At 46.0% G+C, this 15064-nt stretch carries 12 protein-coding genes and 1 pseudogene; 11 read left to right on the top strand and 2 right to left on the bottom strand.

Annotated features, from left to right (window positions below; all coding sequences use genetic code 11):
- Both CWB98_RS23855 and CWB98_RS00295 read left to right on the top strand, forming a co-directional pair.
- A partial coding sequence (locus tag CWB98_RS23855; RefSeq protein WP_171045546.1) for a hypothetical protein occupies positions 1 to 685 on the top strand: 685 nt, incomplete at its 5' end.
- A 117-nt stretch (positions 686 to 802) separates the two neighbouring features.
- Positions 803 to 1183: an ankyrin repeat domain-containing protein gene (locus CWB98_RS00295; RefSeq protein ID WP_138543002.1), complete on the top strand. Its 381-nt coding sequence runs from the start codon at positions 803 to 805 to the stop codon at positions 1181 to 1183.
- Positions 1184 to 1348: 165 nt separating this feature from the next.
- Here CWB98_RS00295 and CWB98_RS24325 read toward each other — a convergent pair.
- A pseudogene (locus CWB98_RS24325) lies at positions 1349 to 1884 on the bottom strand (IS4 family transposase); the annotation flags it as partial.
- 554 nt (positions 1885 to 2438) lie between these two features.
- Here CWB98_RS24325 and CWB98_RS00305 point away from each other — a divergent pair.
- Both CWB98_RS00305 and CWB98_RS00315 read left to right on the top strand, forming a co-directional pair.
- Entirely contained in the window at positions 2439 to 3104 is a 666-nt protein-coding gene (locus CWB98_RS00305; RefSeq protein WP_171045547.1) for a phytanoyl-CoA dioxygenase family protein, read from the top strand.
- 538 nt (positions 3105 to 3642) lie between these two features.
- Positions 3643 to 4011 carry a hypothetical protein gene (locus CWB98_RS00315; RefSeq protein WP_138543004.1) on the top strand — a complete coding sequence of 123 codons (369 nt, stop codon included), beginning with the start codon at positions 3643 to 3645 and terminating at the stop codon, positions 4009 to 4011.
- Between the two features lie 55 nt (positions 4012 to 4066).
- On the opposite strand, the gene CWB98_RS24710 is transcribed toward CWB98_RS00315, so the two are convergent.
- Positions 4067 to 4237 carry an integrase core domain-containing protein gene (locus CWB98_RS24710; protein WP_138543005.1) on the bottom strand — a complete coding sequence of 57 codons (171 nt, stop codon included), beginning with the start codon at positions 4235 to 4237 and terminating at the stop codon, positions 4067 to 4069.
- Positions 4238 to 4995: 758 nt separating this feature from the next.
- Between CWB98_RS24710 and CWB98_RS00325 the strand changes: the two genes are divergently transcribed.
- The 7 genes from CWB98_RS00325 (at position 4996) to CWB98_RS00355 (ending at position 14816) form a co-directional block, all read left to right on the top strand.
- Positions 4996 to 5805: a hypothetical protein gene (locus tag CWB98_RS00325; protein ID WP_249364558.1), complete on the top strand. Its 810-nt coding sequence runs from the start codon at positions 4996 to 4998 to the stop codon at positions 5803 to 5805.
- 307 nt (positions 5806 to 6112) lie between these two features.
- A complete protein-coding gene (locus tag CWB98_RS00330; RefSeq protein ID WP_138543007.1) occupies positions 6113 to 6856 on the top strand; it encodes a MipA/OmpV family protein in 744 nt (247 codons plus the stop codon).
- On the top strand, positions 6846 to 7913 hold the full coding sequence (locus tag CWB98_RS00335; protein ID WP_171045548.1) for an efflux RND transporter periplasmic adaptor subunit: 1068 nt from the start codon (positions 6846 to 6848) through the stop codon (positions 7911 to 7913). Before CWB98_RS00330 ends, CWB98_RS00335 begins: the two co-directional genes overlap by 11 nt.
- A 3-nt stretch (positions 7914 to 7916) precedes the next feature.
- Positions 7917 to 10964, top strand: coding sequence for an efflux RND transporter permease subunit (locus CWB98_RS00340; RefSeq protein WP_138543009.1), 3048 nt, complete (start codon positions 7917 to 7919; stop codon positions 10962 to 10964).
- A 57-nt stretch (positions 10965 to 11021) separates the two neighbouring features.
- A complete protein-coding gene (locus CWB98_RS00345) occupies positions 11022 to 11687 on the top strand; it encodes a response regulator (protein WP_138543010.1) in 666 nt (221 codons plus the stop codon).
- On the top strand, positions 11684 to 13045 hold the full coding sequence (locus tag CWB98_RS00350) for a sensor histidine kinase (RefSeq protein WP_138543011.1): 1362 nt from the start codon (positions 11684 to 11686) through the stop codon (positions 13043 to 13045). Before CWB98_RS00345 ends, CWB98_RS00350 begins: the two co-directional genes overlap by 4 nt.
- Positions 13046 to 14069: 1024 nt before the next feature.
- Positions 14070 to 14816 (top strand): toll/interleukin-1 receptor domain-containing protein, encoded by a 747-nt coding sequence (locus tag CWB98_RS00355; protein ID WP_138543012.1) that lies wholly within the window; start codon positions 14070 to 14072, stop codon positions 14814 to 14816.
- Positions 14817 to 15064: the final 248 nt, after the last annotated feature.

The raw sequence follows: 15064 nt of genomic DNA on the forward strand, positions 1-15064 counted from the left end.
AATTAGATTAAACAATGCCGTACGTGTCCATCACATTGATTTTAATTATGATTATCTGGGGGTTTCTCAGATGGCGGCTTTAGGTATCTTTAGGGAAATAAATAAAATGAATCGAGTAATTCTGGCTTTAACTATGCTTACTCTTTCAGGGTGCGCATCACTTCCTGAAAACTATTCACAATTAACAACTGAGCAGTTCTTGCAAGGTGTTGCAAACAATAACAAACCTAAAATAATCCCTGCAAAATACATCAAAGGATCTGAAGCTAGTTTGTCTATGATCGGAGCAAGCTACAATGTTGTTGGTAGTTATGGTTCTGGTATTGTACTAGACGGTATTCGAGAAACAGCGAAACTTTGTTCTGATAAAGGTTTAGTTGTTAAAAATCCTAGTGTTATTAACAGCCGTAAAGTTTTGACTTGCGGTACAAACGATCTGAAAGTTTTAGCTATACATTACGTAAGCCGAGAGAACGCTGGATATGATACAGGTCATACATATGCTTACTTTGATCATCTAGCTTTGTTTGATATTGATAAAAAATTATCTGAAAAAGATATAGATTGGATTACTAACCAATACATTTCTTTTGAAAATCAAACTGTTGATTTTGAGCATGCGCATAATCACCAAAAATTAGACCCAAAAGAGTTTAGTAATTTCATATCCTTATACATTAATTAGTATCGAGAATACCTAACAAAGCACGGACTAAAAAAGCTTGGCTTGTGCTCCTTCGTCGCTGATTTTAGTCAAGCCTTTTCAGCCGCTTTTTGGGGCGTTAAATGTATGAGCTAGTCGATGAGATTTATACTACTTATTGTCTTTATTCTACCTGCCTGTGCGTGGGCAGCTGTTTGTGATAGGGCCAAGCTCTCTTATCTACTTGAAACTGCAGCGGCGCAAGAAAATATCTATGCCGTCCAGTTTGCGCTAGATCTCGGAGCTAACCCAAACGGTGTGACCGAACCAATATCTATTAAATGCTTTTCCGGTATGCCAACGGCATCACCGGTAATGCATGCGGCTTCTCACGAAGATACAGCCATATTAAAGTTATTATTGCAAAGCGGTGCTTCACCCAATACAGGTTGCTGCGACACATCAGCCCTACAAATAGCAAAAGAAAACAAAAACCCAGAAGCAGCCAAGTTACTTAAGCAATATGGCGCCAAACACTAATATATTTAACAAAGCCATCATGCATCGCCAGCTAAAGCTGGCTGGACAAATCTCCGTTGCTTGAATTTGTGTTTTAATCACTACACTAGCCAAATCAATCAACTTTTTCGGCCAGGTTTTACCTCTCCAATATTGCGCCCTCGGAGAGTAGCAGATGGATAAAGCGCCTTTTTTATCGACCTGTCGAAACCCGGCATTTCGATAGCTAGCATCGGTCCCGATGAGTGGAATACATTTATCAGGCAGGCTCTCTATGGAAGGGTAATGGCAAGTTCATCAAGGAACAAATGATGAGACTTAGGTGAGTTGTATTGAGCAAACGTGAAGGTACGCTCATAGACTATCATTGAGCGTCCTTGAATGCTGACGGAAGTACGCAACGTCATCAGCCGCAGTTGTTCGCGCACATCGGCCCAGTCGACCAGCAAGATAGGCATGGGATTAGCGCTACATATCAGGCGCGCATGGAAGCGGTAAATAGCAAGTCGATCGTTATGCATTGCGGTGTTGCCAAGCAGTCGGTCTATACGTTTAATGTTGTGTTTTGCAGCGGCCCTTACTATTTCGCCCCAGCTTTGTAAGAGAGAGTTGATCACCATCGAGCAAAGTTTCAGTTGCCAGTATGAACGAATCAATACGCCGGGCATGAATCTGGGGCAGTTTTTTCTGAGCATATTGTGTAGGATAGCGATATCATGCATGGTGCTGTGATCTGGTGGTGTTGTTATCTGGTTAGTTTTTGGCGAAATAAATTAGATCAAACAATGCCGTTCGTATTCACCATATTGATTTAAAAGATAATTACTTGAGAATTCCTCAGAGTTAGGCGTTAGGTTTACTTGAATATGCTGTTCCAAATAGGGCTCATCATTTGTGCTTTAGTCATTGGATTTATTGAGACTTATTTTTATATGTGCTTCGCAGCACGATTAGCTGAATATAAAAAAGAAACTGGCATAACAAATTTGCGATTAACTGAAGCGCGCGAGGCATTTACAAAAGGAAATAGTTACACAAAACACATACTTGAAAGTGAGTGGTCAAAGTTTAAGTGGTGTCGTCGTTTACGAATCTCATTTTTCAGTGCCTTTGTCTTATCAATATTTTTTGTAAGCAACTAGCTGGGTGTAACCCTAACAAGGCCGTCATACAAAGGACACAAAATAGCAGGCTTGCATTCCTTCGTCGCCAATTTTAGCCCGCTATTTTCTGCTGTTTACGGCAAGCGTTACATGTTTTGAGAATGGAGTGAAATTTGAGCATCGAAAAAAACGGATTTGAGATTCACTCTAGCTTTGTAAGTAATGACTCAATCAATGACATCATTACTGAAATTGAATCACTAGATTCCGACTATCCAAAACATGGAGTCCGTAATGCCGAAAAAAAGCTCATTTCAGTTAAGAAACTTGTTGAGTCAGACTTGCTTCTAGAAAAAGCTAAAAGCTATCTTTCCGGAAATCCCGAGGTGGTTCGGGTGATTGTCTTTGATAAAACCTCTGATAAAAACTGGCTTGTTACCTGGCATCAAGATAAGACTATTTCAGTAAATAACAAAAAAGAAATTGATGGTTGGGGACCATGGACTTTGAAAGATGGTGTTCATCATGTTCAACCAGAGCTAAATGTGCTCGAAGACATGGTGACCTTTCGCATTCATCTTGATGATGCAAATGAGAGTAATGGCTGCTTAAAAGTAATACCAAACAGTCACAGTTTGGGTATTCTAAGTAAAAATGAACAAGATAGAGTTGTCGCCCAATCGACAGAATATATCTGTTCAGTTAAATCTGGGGACTTATTGGTAATGAGGCCTCATTTACTGCATTCATCAAGTAAAGGAAATAAGCCAAGTCACCGTCGTATTGTCCATGTTGAGTACAGTAGCTTTCAGTTACCAATGGGGCTAGCATGGGCTTAAAAAACGGATGTAATAAAGCGTGGTAATCGGCCGCAAAAACTATCACTTGTTATGCAAAAAACAAAATATGCGCCTTTTGCCAATGGCTGAGTGTGGCTTTATACAGCCAAAGAGGATTATGAGCAATTTGCTAATTGGGTTCTGGCTTGGATTCCATCAACGCTTTTGGTGATCCTCACTTTTTTCGCTTTAATTGGCGCAGTCAGTAGCGTTTTAGATTTGCCAATTCTTTTTAGTCTAAAGTGGATCATTACTTCTGTGTTTGGGATCTTTGGCTACATTGCTTTGACTTCAGTAAGCTGGGGCTTAAAGCTTAAGCATAAAACTCGATTAATATTTCTCATTTTGGGTCTATTTGCTCTGTCATTTACGTACTGCTCAGGTGCTCACTTTGATGGCGAGATGCTTAAACTGGGTAGTGTATGGTTTGAGTTTTACTTGTTTTTATGCCCAGCGATATTCTTATTAATCCATATAGTTTTACATCTTGTTTTGATGCCTAATGCTATGTACAAGCGTATAAAATGAAGGACTTATTTTGAAGGTTAAAATTGAGAGTTATATTGGTGTTTTAATATTTTTTCTATTTTTCAGCTCGTTTACTTTCGCTTGTAAGCCATGCAGTGAGGATGTTAGTGTTTATATCGTGAAGCAAAGAAAACCAGTTTTTGATAAGCCATATTCTTCTCGAGAGCGAAATGGGTATGTGACTTTTAAAGCAGATATAGGGCACTTTAAAGTAAGTAATGTTAAAATAATTGAATTATACCCTGAAGATATTCCTCTAAGTGTGGTTGAGGAAATGATTTTAAAAACGCAGTATAAATTGATTTCTAATAGGTCAGGTCACATAGCATGTGACTCAAAGTCTCAGGAATTAAGCTTTGTATTTCGCTTGCCGCTATAAAAATCAAGCTACAACCTTGTAACGCCACCCAACCGAGTACAGCTCATTAGTAGATTTATGCTGCCTCAAGGTCGCCAACTGGGGGCATGTCTCCCAGTGCATCGTGAGGCCTTTCATAATTATATACTTCTAACCACTTTTCTGTGATTTCGCGTACTTGTTGTAGTGAATCGAACAGATGTAAATCTAATACTTCTTCCCGATAACTGCGGGTAAAGCGTTGCACAAACCGTTTTGATAGGGACTACCAGACTGAATAAACTCTGGCTTTATGTTTTTATCCGAGCCCAACTTTCTAATAAGCCGGAGGTGAATTCAGATGCATTATCACGTGCTCTTTCAGGCTGCCGCAAACTTTATCAAACTCACTGATCGTCATTGCAAACGCTTTATAGATGGTCGTATGTCATTGTTATTTTTCTGTTCGCTCACACTGCAGCTTTGTTGGTCTGTTGTTTGTCGGCTTAGAAGGGGCATTCGTTGTTTTACATGCACTGTATGAGTACAAAAGCAGACATCAGCTGTCTAATGCGCGCAGTGCCCGAAAAAACAATTACTTAGCAATAGTACTCTTTTACCTTTTGGGTATAATTGCGGTAGATGTCCGCTATTTTCTTTCTATGCTCTTTTTGTCCTTTGCTTTCTTTTACGGAAAGTAAAGGACAATATCCGGCAGGGCTGAACTGTAACTGCGCAGCCGTTTTGTGCATGGGAATTATAACATGAGTGAAGAAATGACGCGTGTTCGGAGTCAATCTTAGTGTACTGTATCAAAAGGAGATGTAAGTGAATGATTCGATAAAGTCAAAAATACCCTTGTTATTTTTATTGAGTGTTTCTATATCTTGGGGGTTTTACTACCGATCAGATAGTTGGTTAAATGACTACGGCCACGCAAATTTTGAATGGTTGTTTCTCCTGGATGCGCTGCTTGTGCTACCCATTGTTTGCTTTATGTGTGTTAAGAATAATAAGCAAGCCACTTTGAAAGCGGTTGTACTGGTGTGTCTAGCGATATGGGTAGCAAGCTACATAATCCCTGAACAAAATAAGCTACTCTTAAACTACCTTGAAAGCGGTCGTTATTTGGTGATGGCGGCAATTTTAGCGCTGGAAGTTGCTGCTGTAATGACGGTGTATTTTTCAATTAAGGTTGCCATAGGTAAAGACGAAGACCCGGATATCTCGATAGACAGTTCAGTAAAAAGGTATTTGGGTGACACAGTTTTGGCAAAGATTTTTTCCTTCGAAACACGCATGTGGACCTTTGCCTTCTTTGCTAAACGCATAAAAGCTGGGAGCTTTAATGGCCGGCAGCACTTTACTTATCACCAAAAAGATGGCGCTAAAAGCAACTTGCTGGGATTCATTTTTTTGATTGCACTCGAAATCCCGCTCACGCACCTGTTTTTACACTTTGTCTGGTCGCCGCTTGGTGCAAATGTTATTACTTTACTTACCCTTGCAAGTCTGGTCTTTTTTGTTGCTGAGTATCGCGCTGTGTCTCGCAGGCCCGTTTCTCTGATTGCTAACGACCTTGTGATTCGCTATGGCCTTTATAACTCGCTCATTATCCCACTTAATAATATTGCTAACGTACAACCGCATGATGAATATGTGGCACGAGCTCAGCATATTAAGCGTTACAATTACTCTGGCAACCCAAATGTCAAAATTGAATTGAAAGTGCCGCAGGCCGCGGTGGAATACATTTTTATTGGTCTGGATAACCCTGACCAGTTTATTTCGGCCGTGGTTGACAGTGCTTCGTTGGCCCCGCAATGCAATAATTAAATAGGCATGTGGGGGTCTGAGTTACGGATCTCCACTGCAATATCGGTGCAATTGCTCTGAGCAAACAAGCCAGTTTATAATTAGCTCTGCTGTAGTTTTAAACCAAAATTGACAGCCCGCGGCGATTAACGATTAATCTACCAGCCTGTGCTCAAGTGCAAAACAATAAGCATGTGTGGGCCTGTTTCTTCTCTTGTTCACAAAATTCCATCCTGTAAGTTTCAAGAAAGTTTGTTCCTTTAAGTTTTACTCAACCCCGGACAAAAGCGTTGTCCGATATAGTAAATTTGATTAACGGAGCACGGCAATGAATAAAACAGTTTCTTTGATTTCTCTGGCATTAATGAGTTTTTCAACCCTGGCTGATGATCAGGAGCAAGGTATTCAATGGGGAATTGGCGCGGCGGTTGTATCTCAGGATCAGGGCTACACAGATGTTGGCAATGAGACTATGTTAGTGCCTGCTCTGGCCATACAATACGGCAATTTTTCATTACTGGGGCCACGTGGCAGCTACAAAGTCTGGCAGCAGGACAATATTGAGTTCTCAGTGGTGGGGCAGCTGAGGCTGGACGGCTACGAGGAAGCCGACGGTGATATTTTCCTGGGGATGGAAGACAGGGATATGAGCTTTGATTTTGGCTTTGAAGGGGAATTTGATACGGAGTTTGGCGAGTTCGGTTTTTCCTTTATGCATGATGTTACCAGCACCCACAAGGGCTATGAAGCCAGTGTCAGCTATGGTGTGCCGTTTACACTTGGTGACGGGCGGATAATGCCTTATGTCTCTGCAAGTTACCTCAGTGAGGACCTGGTTGATTATTACTATGGAGTATTACCAACAGAACAGCGCACCGAGCGCAACGCTTATACAGGCGACGCAACCATGAATCTTGAAGTGGGTGTCTCCAGTGATTGGTTTTTTGGTCGTAACCATATGATAAAAGCCGATCTGAGTTACACCGCTTATGGCAGCGAAATAAAAGACTCTCCGCTTATCGAGCAATCCGGATCTGTGCAGTTACTATTGGGGTATGTGTATGTCTTCTAAAGCGCTTTTCCTTTTGAGTCTGGTCGCCATGCTGGGCTGCCAGGATCAGCAACGAGAAGTCAATACAGAGGCACCTGTGAACCATGCCAGGGTGACTCAGGTTGCCACTGCGATGCCAGAGCGGGTAGTCGAGGTGCCACAGAAAGTTTTTTTTGGCCAGATAGAAGGGGCCGAAAACACCCAGTTAGCTGCGTTAAAATCGGGGAGGGTTGAAAAGCTCTGGGTACGTGCCGGGCAATTTGTGACGCGTGGTACGGTACTGATGGAGCTTTATGACCCTGTTGCATATGCCTTGCTTGAACAAGCGCGGGCAGAGCTTCAGCGTACACAGGCAGAGCTGATCAACAGTTTGGCTGAATTCGAGCGCGCCGAGGCACTGGTTAAACGCAATTTGCAAACTCAGTCGCAGCTAGATCAACGCCGACGTAATCTGGATATGGCTTATCAGCAAGTGAATAAAGCACAGGCCGAGGTAAATGCCGCTCGCAATCAGCTTGCTGAGCTTACTATCAGCGCCCCGTTCGACGGGGTAGTGAGTGATCTGCTGGTAAGGCGCAAGGAGTTTGCTGAGGCTGGCCAGACGGTGCTGAACTTTCAGGCTGCATCCGCTTTACATGCCCGTTTTGCGATACCTGAAGAAGTAGCACTGACAATCAATGAGCAGGAGTATGTGGAGGTTTTTGTGCCGGCGCTGAACGAGTCGGTAACAGGCCTGATAGTGGAGCGTACCTTACCGCTGGGGTCACGCGCTCCCTTCTTTTTTTTGAAAGTCCGGCTGGAAGCACACAATCAGACTTGGATGGGTCTGAATGCGCAACTAAAAATTCCGCTTTCAGATCAACCTTTGTATCGCCTGCCTGGTGGTGCCTTACACTATGACGATGCCAGTCAGCCCTATGTGGTACTGCAATCAGAGCCTGAACAGCGCCGTTATGTTGAGGTAATAACTGGGCGTGCCCACCATATTCTTGTCAGCAGCCATGAGCCACTTGAATCGCCCGCACTGATATTTGCTGATAGCCGCATGTTGCTGAGCCACTCGTTTAATAAGGAGTAAGTTGTGATTCGACCTCCCTGGTTTGTTAATCCTCGCCTTATTTTGGGCCTGGTATGTATTTTGTGTCTTGCCGGTTTGGGTGGCTGGTTCAGCGCCCCGGAGCAAGAAGATCCCAGCTTTCCGTATCGCAATGGCATGATTGTACTCAATGCCAATGGTCTGGAAGCTGAATCTCTGGCACAGCGCTACATTCGGCCTCTGGAGCGTGTTTTAGCGCAAATAGATGAAATCCAGACCTACAGCGCTCAGGTGAAACACGGCTCCGCGTCGCTGGATATAGAGCTGAAAGAAACGGTGTATCACACCGACCAGGTTTGGCAGCGGATCAAAGAAGGGGTTGCCCCTATACGCCAGAGTAATCCGGCGCTGTCTATGACTATCTTAGATCGCGTGCAGGACACCCAGGGTATTTTATTGTCTGTTGGCAGTCGGGGCGACCTGCTACAGGAGCGCCAACTGGCCATTGAATTGCGAGATCAGATATTGGCGCTCAGTACAGTGCGCAATGCTCAGCTGGTGGGCGACCCGGGCAGCCAGATAGCGGTGGCCTATTCGCAGCAAACTATGTTGCAAACGGGTGTCACGCCCTTGCAGATTGCTCAGCGTATCGGCGGTGCCAATCAGATTGACTCGGTTGCCAGTATCACCGACGACCGGGCTAACCTTATTCTGTCACCTGTGGCTCAACTGGACTCTTTGGCCGAGCTTAAGGGTAAACTTGTGGCAACCGGTCAGGGCCAGCAATTGCCTTTATCTACGCTGGCCGATATCCATTATCGTCCCGACCCTAAAGCCAGTGAGTCTTTTTGGATCAACGGTCAGCAACGCGTTGGTGTGGCGGTGACTCTGGTGCCCAACCGGATCCGTATTGCACAGGCGGGTGAGCAGGTTACCGAGCTGGTTGAGCAATTCAATGAGGTTTATGAGGCAGACGCTGTCACGATAGAACTGTTTCAGCCCAGGTGGGCCAAAAAGCGCAAAGACGGGCTAATGCAATCGTTAATGCTGAGCCTGGTTGCCATTGCTGTTATTTTGTTTATTTTCCTCTCTGCCAGTGGTGCTGCGAGTGTATGTATTGCCGTTATGGTTATCACATTGTCGGCCATTGCCGCTTTTAGTGCGATGGATGGTGTATTGCATCAGATGACCATTGCCGGGCTGATTTTATCTTTAGGCCTGATGGTCGATAACTGCATTGTGGTTGCAGAGCGATTTAACCGGCATATGTCTGCGGGCAGCAAACCTTTGCACAGTGCTATCCTAAGTATCACTGAGTTGTGGCGTCCACTGTGTGCAGCAACCGTGACAACCATTGCAGCGTTTTTGCCAATGCTGATGGCCAAAGGCAGTGTGGCCGATTTTATCGCCAGTATTCCGGTCATGGTGATTTTGTGTATTGTGGCCAGTTACGCCATTGCGTTAACGCTGGTGCCTTTGCTGAACCGTTACTTACCTGTGCGTAAAAGTCCGGTTTCTCGCTGGCAGCAGCAACTGCAACATATTTTAGAGCAGGGCGCACTGGCTTTATCCAAGTTTACCCTGCAGCACAAAACCCTGACGTTAGTTGCTGTATTTGGACTATGCGCCGGGTTGATGTCGCTGCCGCAGGCCGATGGTGAGTTTTTTCCAAAAACCAACCGTAATCAGGCCATTGTGGATGTGGAGCTGCCCATGGGCACGCACAAACGGCTCACAGCAAGCACGTTAAACCGGATAGCTGAAGACATCAGTGCACATGCCGATGTGCAGCGAACGCTGGTATTCAATGGTTTCTCCGGCCCGCGCTTTTACTACAACCTGGCGCAAAAACCGGATGAAAGCCATATTGGCCGGGTGGTACTGACGGCCCAAGCACATACCGATATGGCGTTGCTGGTTGAACAGCTGAACGACCAATTGCAAAGCGACTACCCGGAAGTCATTCTGCGAGCCCGGGAGCTCGGGCAGGGGCCGCCACTGGAAAGTACGGTGGTAATGTGGCTAAGCGGTGAAGACTATAAAGTCTTACGTCGGGCGGGCGAAGAGGTATTTGCCTTGCTGAGCTCAGATGGGCGGTTTGACGCACCCGGCAAAGCCTACTCGGGAGCCGTGCCTCAGCTGACCATGACTTTTGATCAGCAACGGCTGAGTCAGCTTGGCCTCACTGAAAGCCAGCTTAATGATTATCTGGCATGGCGCAGTGCAGGGCTAACTATGACTCAGGTGAGCTTTAACGATGAGCCTACATCAGTTGTGCTGTATGACCCGGATTCAAGTCATGACAGTATTGATCTGATGAACACCGGCGTACTGACCTCACTGACCGAAAAACCGGTGCCGGTTCATGCGCTTGCTGATACTCGGATAGTCGGCCAACCAGCAATTTTGGCGCGCAGAAACGGTGTGCCCGTGGTTAAACTGATCAGCGAAGTTGCACCGGGCGTGGATGAGACTGCGCTGCTCACTGAGTTGATGCCAGAGCTGACAGCTATTGCCGAGCGATACGGATTACAGTTAGCGTTTGGCGGAGAAATGGCTGAATCTGGCGAGGCAAACAATGCCTTGTTTAAAACCCTGCCAGCTGGTGCGCTGTTGCTCTTTATTGCCTTGGTACTGCAGTTTAATTCGTTACGTTTAACTTTGCTGGTGATGCTGAGCATTCCCTTTGCCGTCATTGGTGCGCCGGCTATGCTGAGCCTGGCTCAGGTGCCGTTCGGGTTTATGTCGGTGTTAGGGATCCTGGCACTGGCAGGAATAGTCGTGAACAATGCTATCTTATTGATCGACGGTACTTTGTTGTACGTACAAGCGGGGAAGAATACGCAGGCAGCTATCATGTTATCGGTACAAAATAGGGTGCGTCCTGTTATAGTCACTTCGGTCACAACCATAGTGGGTATGCTACCTTTAACCTCGGCCAGCAGTCCACTGTGGCCGCCACTGGCATGGGCTGTGATTGGCGGATTGATCACTTCAACCATTCTGGTGCTGGTGGTGATCCCAGTTTTGCTGCAATGGTTGTTACCCAAGCGCACCAGTTCAATGCCAATTGCATTACCTGAGCTGACGTAAAACCTGTCTGGAATAAAGTGGAACAAGTTGAGTAAGGCAAAAAATGGAGAAAGTAGTATGCGCATATTGATCACCGAAGATAACCTGCAACTGGCGAGCTTTATTCAGCAGGCCATGACTAAAGAAGGCTACGCGGCTGATATAGCCACCAGTGCGGGCGCATTACGCGATCAAATGGCATTATGGCACTACGACGCCATTATTCTGGATCTCGGGTTGCCCGACAAAGACGGACTTGATGTGATTGCCGCCTTACGGGGTGCCGACAACCCGGTACCGGTGCTGATCTTAACCGCGCGGGGCAGTGTGGATGATCGCATAGCCGGCTTGGATCTGGGTGCAGATGACTATATCAACAAGCCGTTTGATATCGGCGAGCTACTGGCGCGGCTGCGCGCTTTGCTTCGTCGTCCCAGTCAGTACACAGGTACCTTATTATCTCATGGTAACCTGGCGCTTGACCCGAAATCTCGTCGCGTAACGGTAGGCGGCGAGAACCTTTCAATGGGTAAGACAGAAGTGGCCATTTTGGAATATCTGCTGCGCCATGTAGGCTTAACCGTGGGCAAAGATGCATTGTACGACGCCATTTACGCCATGGGGTTTGAAGTAACCGACAACGCTTTGCAAGTGGCGGTACACCGAATTCGCAAAAAGCTTGATGGTACTGAGGCGGGCGTCACCATTAAAACGCTCCGTGGCATAGGATATATACTGGCATGAAAATCATAAAAAACTCACTCGCCCGTAAGATCTACCTGCATTTTATTCTGATAGGCTCGGTGGTGTTCACCGGAATAGGTGTGATCTTGCACCTGTTTTCGATGAACTATGCCAATCTGGCGCTCGAAGTCAGTATGAAAGGCATGATTGAGGACGTAGGGGATGCACTGCATTTTGAGCAACAGCAACTTGTGTATACCCCTGATAATGTGATTGAAAAGTGGGGCTATGACGCCCTGTACAATAACTTTGCGTTTCGTGTTCTGCGCGCCGAGGATGGTCAGGTATTGCTCCAGTCTGTAAACAGTGAACAGGGCTCTGAAGCATTGGCAGCGCTGACCGACACCATTGCGCTTGGGTATTCTCACCTTGATGGCGTTGATCGTTTTCGTACCGAACTCACACTGGACGGACAGGCGCTGTTGCTGGACATGGCACGCAATGACCTGATCACAGAATTGGCAAACGAAGCCGTGATCCCGGCACTAAACCGGGTGACGGCCATCACCATTTTTGCCGCATTTGGGGTGTTTATGGTGGTTGGGTACTTATCGGTGCGCTCTGTGGTGCGGCCCGTTAAAACCGTAGCTGGCCAGTTAAAGCAGATCAAACCGGAACAGCTCAGCTTCAGGCTCAGTAACGAGGGGTTACCATATGAGATTCAGCCGATTGTGGATTCACTGAACCAGGCCATGGAGCGGGTAGAGGGAGGCTTTGATGAACAAAAGCGCTTTGTGGCCAACGCCGCCCATGAGCTTAAAACCCCACTGGCTGTGCTTAATACCCGTGTTCAGCTGGCCGATATTGCCCCCCAGATCCGCGAAGAAATCGTCAACGATGTCGCTTATATGAGTCGGGTGGTGCAGCAACTCTTAGATCTCTCTCGCGCGCAAAACTTTGTGGTGTACAACAAGGTACCGGTAAGCCTGTCAGCGCTGGCACAGGAAGTTTGCATGATGCTGGCACCGCTGGCAGTACAGTTTGATAAAGAGCTAAGCCTGGACACGGAACCGGGCACCGCTCAGATCCTGGCAGACAAAGCCGCCGTGCATATTATGATTAAAAACCTGGTCGAAAACGCCCTGAAACACTCACAAGACAATGCCAAGATTCAGGTCAGAGTGAGTGCCACTGAGTTGGAAGTGAGCGACAACGGCCCCGGGATCCAGTCGCAATTTTACGACCGCCTGTTTGAGCGCTTCTGGAGGCAGGAACAATCTACCCTGAGCGGCAGTGGGCTGGGCCTGTCTATCGTCAAAGAAGTCGTCGACTTTCACAACGCCAAACTCACGGTTACCTGCAAAAACGAGCAAGGCGGCGCAAGCTTTAAAGTAGTGTTTGGGAAGCGTGAGGCTTAACCCGAACGGTTGTGAGATGAATCTGAATTGTAACAGGGCGGTTTTCTGCTCAGTCACCTCGCTATACAAACGACTACGCCATCCCGGACGCGTGCGAGCCGGGATCTACTCAAATACCGCGCAGCAGTGACAGGTTCCAGACGCACCTCACCAACATCACCATCCCTACTAACAACTCCGTCATCCCGGACGCGTGCGAGCCGGGATCTACTCAAACACCACGCAGCAGTGCCAGGTTCCAGACGCATCTCATAAACAACTCTGTCACGACCAAGCAACACCGTCACCTGACAAACAACGCCGTCACTTCCAAACAACTCAGTCATCCCGGACGCGTGCGAGCCGGGATCTACTCAAACACCGCGCAGCAGTGCCAAGTTCCAGGCGTACCTCACCAACATCACCTACTAACAACTCCGTCATCCCGGACGCGTGCGAGCCGGGATCTACTCAAACACCACGCAGCAGTGGCAGGTTCCAGGAGCACCTCACAAACAACTCCGTCATCCCGGACGCGTGCGAGCCGGGATCTACTCAAACACCAAGCAGCAGTACCCGGTTCCAGGCGCACCTTACCAACAACACCGTCACTGCCAAACAACGTCGCCATCCCAAACGCGTTTGAGCCTGGATAAACTTAACTAGATGATTATTTCAAACGTTATAAATCATCCCAACCATAAATGCTGATTGTTTATACAGGTATAAGCAAATGTAGTCAGTTTCCATGTCAAATTTCTCGTTTTCTCCGCGCTTGAAGGTCTCGTTTAAGTGAAGATCTGATTTAATTTACATAGATTCAATAAGTTAGTAGCTTTACATAACGAGACCCCAAGTCTCGCTATGAACAAGGCTCGGTTTCACCAAAGACATTTTGGCTTGAGTGACTAGTACAATAGTGGTAGGTTACTGTTCTTATTATGAATAAAATAATTTAGCTGTGGATCTGTACGGTTTCAGGAACTGGGTTTAACCGGTATTCACGCTAATAAGCTGTTATACCCGTTAAGGAGTCTTCAAAACAATGAGTACGCCAAAGATATTTGTTTCCTATTCACACGACTCTCCCTCACATAAAGGCTGGGTTTTATCGCTGGCGACAAAACTGAGAGCATCCGGCATCGATGCAATACTCGATCAGTGGGAGTTAACAGCGGGAGATGACTTACCTTCGTTTATGGAGAAGCATATTTCAGAAGCCGATTACATTTTAATGGTATGTACTGAAAGTTACGTTTCAAAAGCCAATTCAGGTAAGGGCGGTGTTGGCTATGAAAAAATGATAGTGACATCAGATTTGATGAAAAATATCGATTCCAATAAGGTAATACCAGTCATCAGACAAAAAGGTAAAAGTGATGTACCCACTTTTCTTAAAACAAAACTCTACATAGATATGTCAAATGATGAGCTAGAAGAATTTGGTTTTGATGAATTGATCCGAACAGTACATAAATCTCCTTTATACAAAAAGCCTGAAATTGGGCGAAATCCTTTTGAAAGTGGTGAACCGCCTAAACCACGAAAACCAGAACCTGCTTCGGATAGCCTTAAAGAGTTCATGATGGGGCTCGTTCAAGCATTTAATCAAACGTCTAATAAATATGTTTTATACAGAACCTTAGTAGAAACATCTTCGCTATCCAGGATAATGATGGATTACGAAATTGATAAAGCCATTAATGAAGGGCTAATAACGAAGGATTCTGATGGGGATATCATTATGACAGAAAAAGGACGGTTTTATGTTGTTGAAAATGGGTTTGCATAGGTATAACAAGGCGCTGCTGTCGGACAAATTCTACGCTTCGCTCCAAATTTGCCGCAGAGCGCGGCGTTAAGCGCCGAAAGGAGATTCAGTGAGAGTTCGAAGTACTGAGCAGCTCATAAGCCACTTAGTTGAAGGCAATAAAGTTAAGTACGTCTTCTTTTGGGGGCACAGAAAACCCAAGCAAGGTGTAGGAAAGTCCTGTTTTAGCCAATGGTATGAAGCCCCTTTTGTTGTGATTCAATAAAACC

This window comes from Pseudoalteromonas rubra (assembly GCF_005887115.1).
Taxonomy (GTDB): Bacteria; Pseudomonadota; Gammaproteobacteria; order Enterobacterales; family Alteromonadaceae; genus Pseudoalteromonas; species Pseudoalteromonas rubra_F.

What these genes read in the sequence shown, in the direction of transcription:
- CWB98_RS00355 (WP_138543012.1), top strand. Translation starts at nt 14,070, where the DNA reads ATGAGTACGCCAAAGATATTTGTTTCCTATTCACACGACTCTCCCTCA.
- CWB98_RS00350 (WP_138543011.1), top strand. Translation starts at nt 11,684, where the DNA reads ATGAAAATCATAAAAAACTCACTCGCCCGTAAGATCTACCTGCATTTT.
- CWB98_RS00295 (WP_138543002.1), top strand. Translation starts at nt 803, where the DNA reads ATGAGATTTATACTACTTATTGTCTTTATTCTACCTGCCTGTGCGTGG.
- CWB98_RS00345 (WP_138543010.1), top strand. Translation starts at nt 11,022, where the DNA reads ATGCGCATATTGATCACCGAAGATAACCTGCAACTGGCGAGCTTTATT.
- CWB98_RS00335 (WP_171045548.1), top strand. Translation starts at nt 6,846, where the DNA reads ATGTCTTCTAAAGCGCTTTTCCTTTTGAGTCTGGTCGCCATGCTGGGC.
- CWB98_RS00330 (WP_138543007.1), top strand. Translation starts at nt 6,113, where the DNA reads ATGAATAAAACAGTTTCTTTGATTTCTCTGGCATTAATGAGTTTTTCA.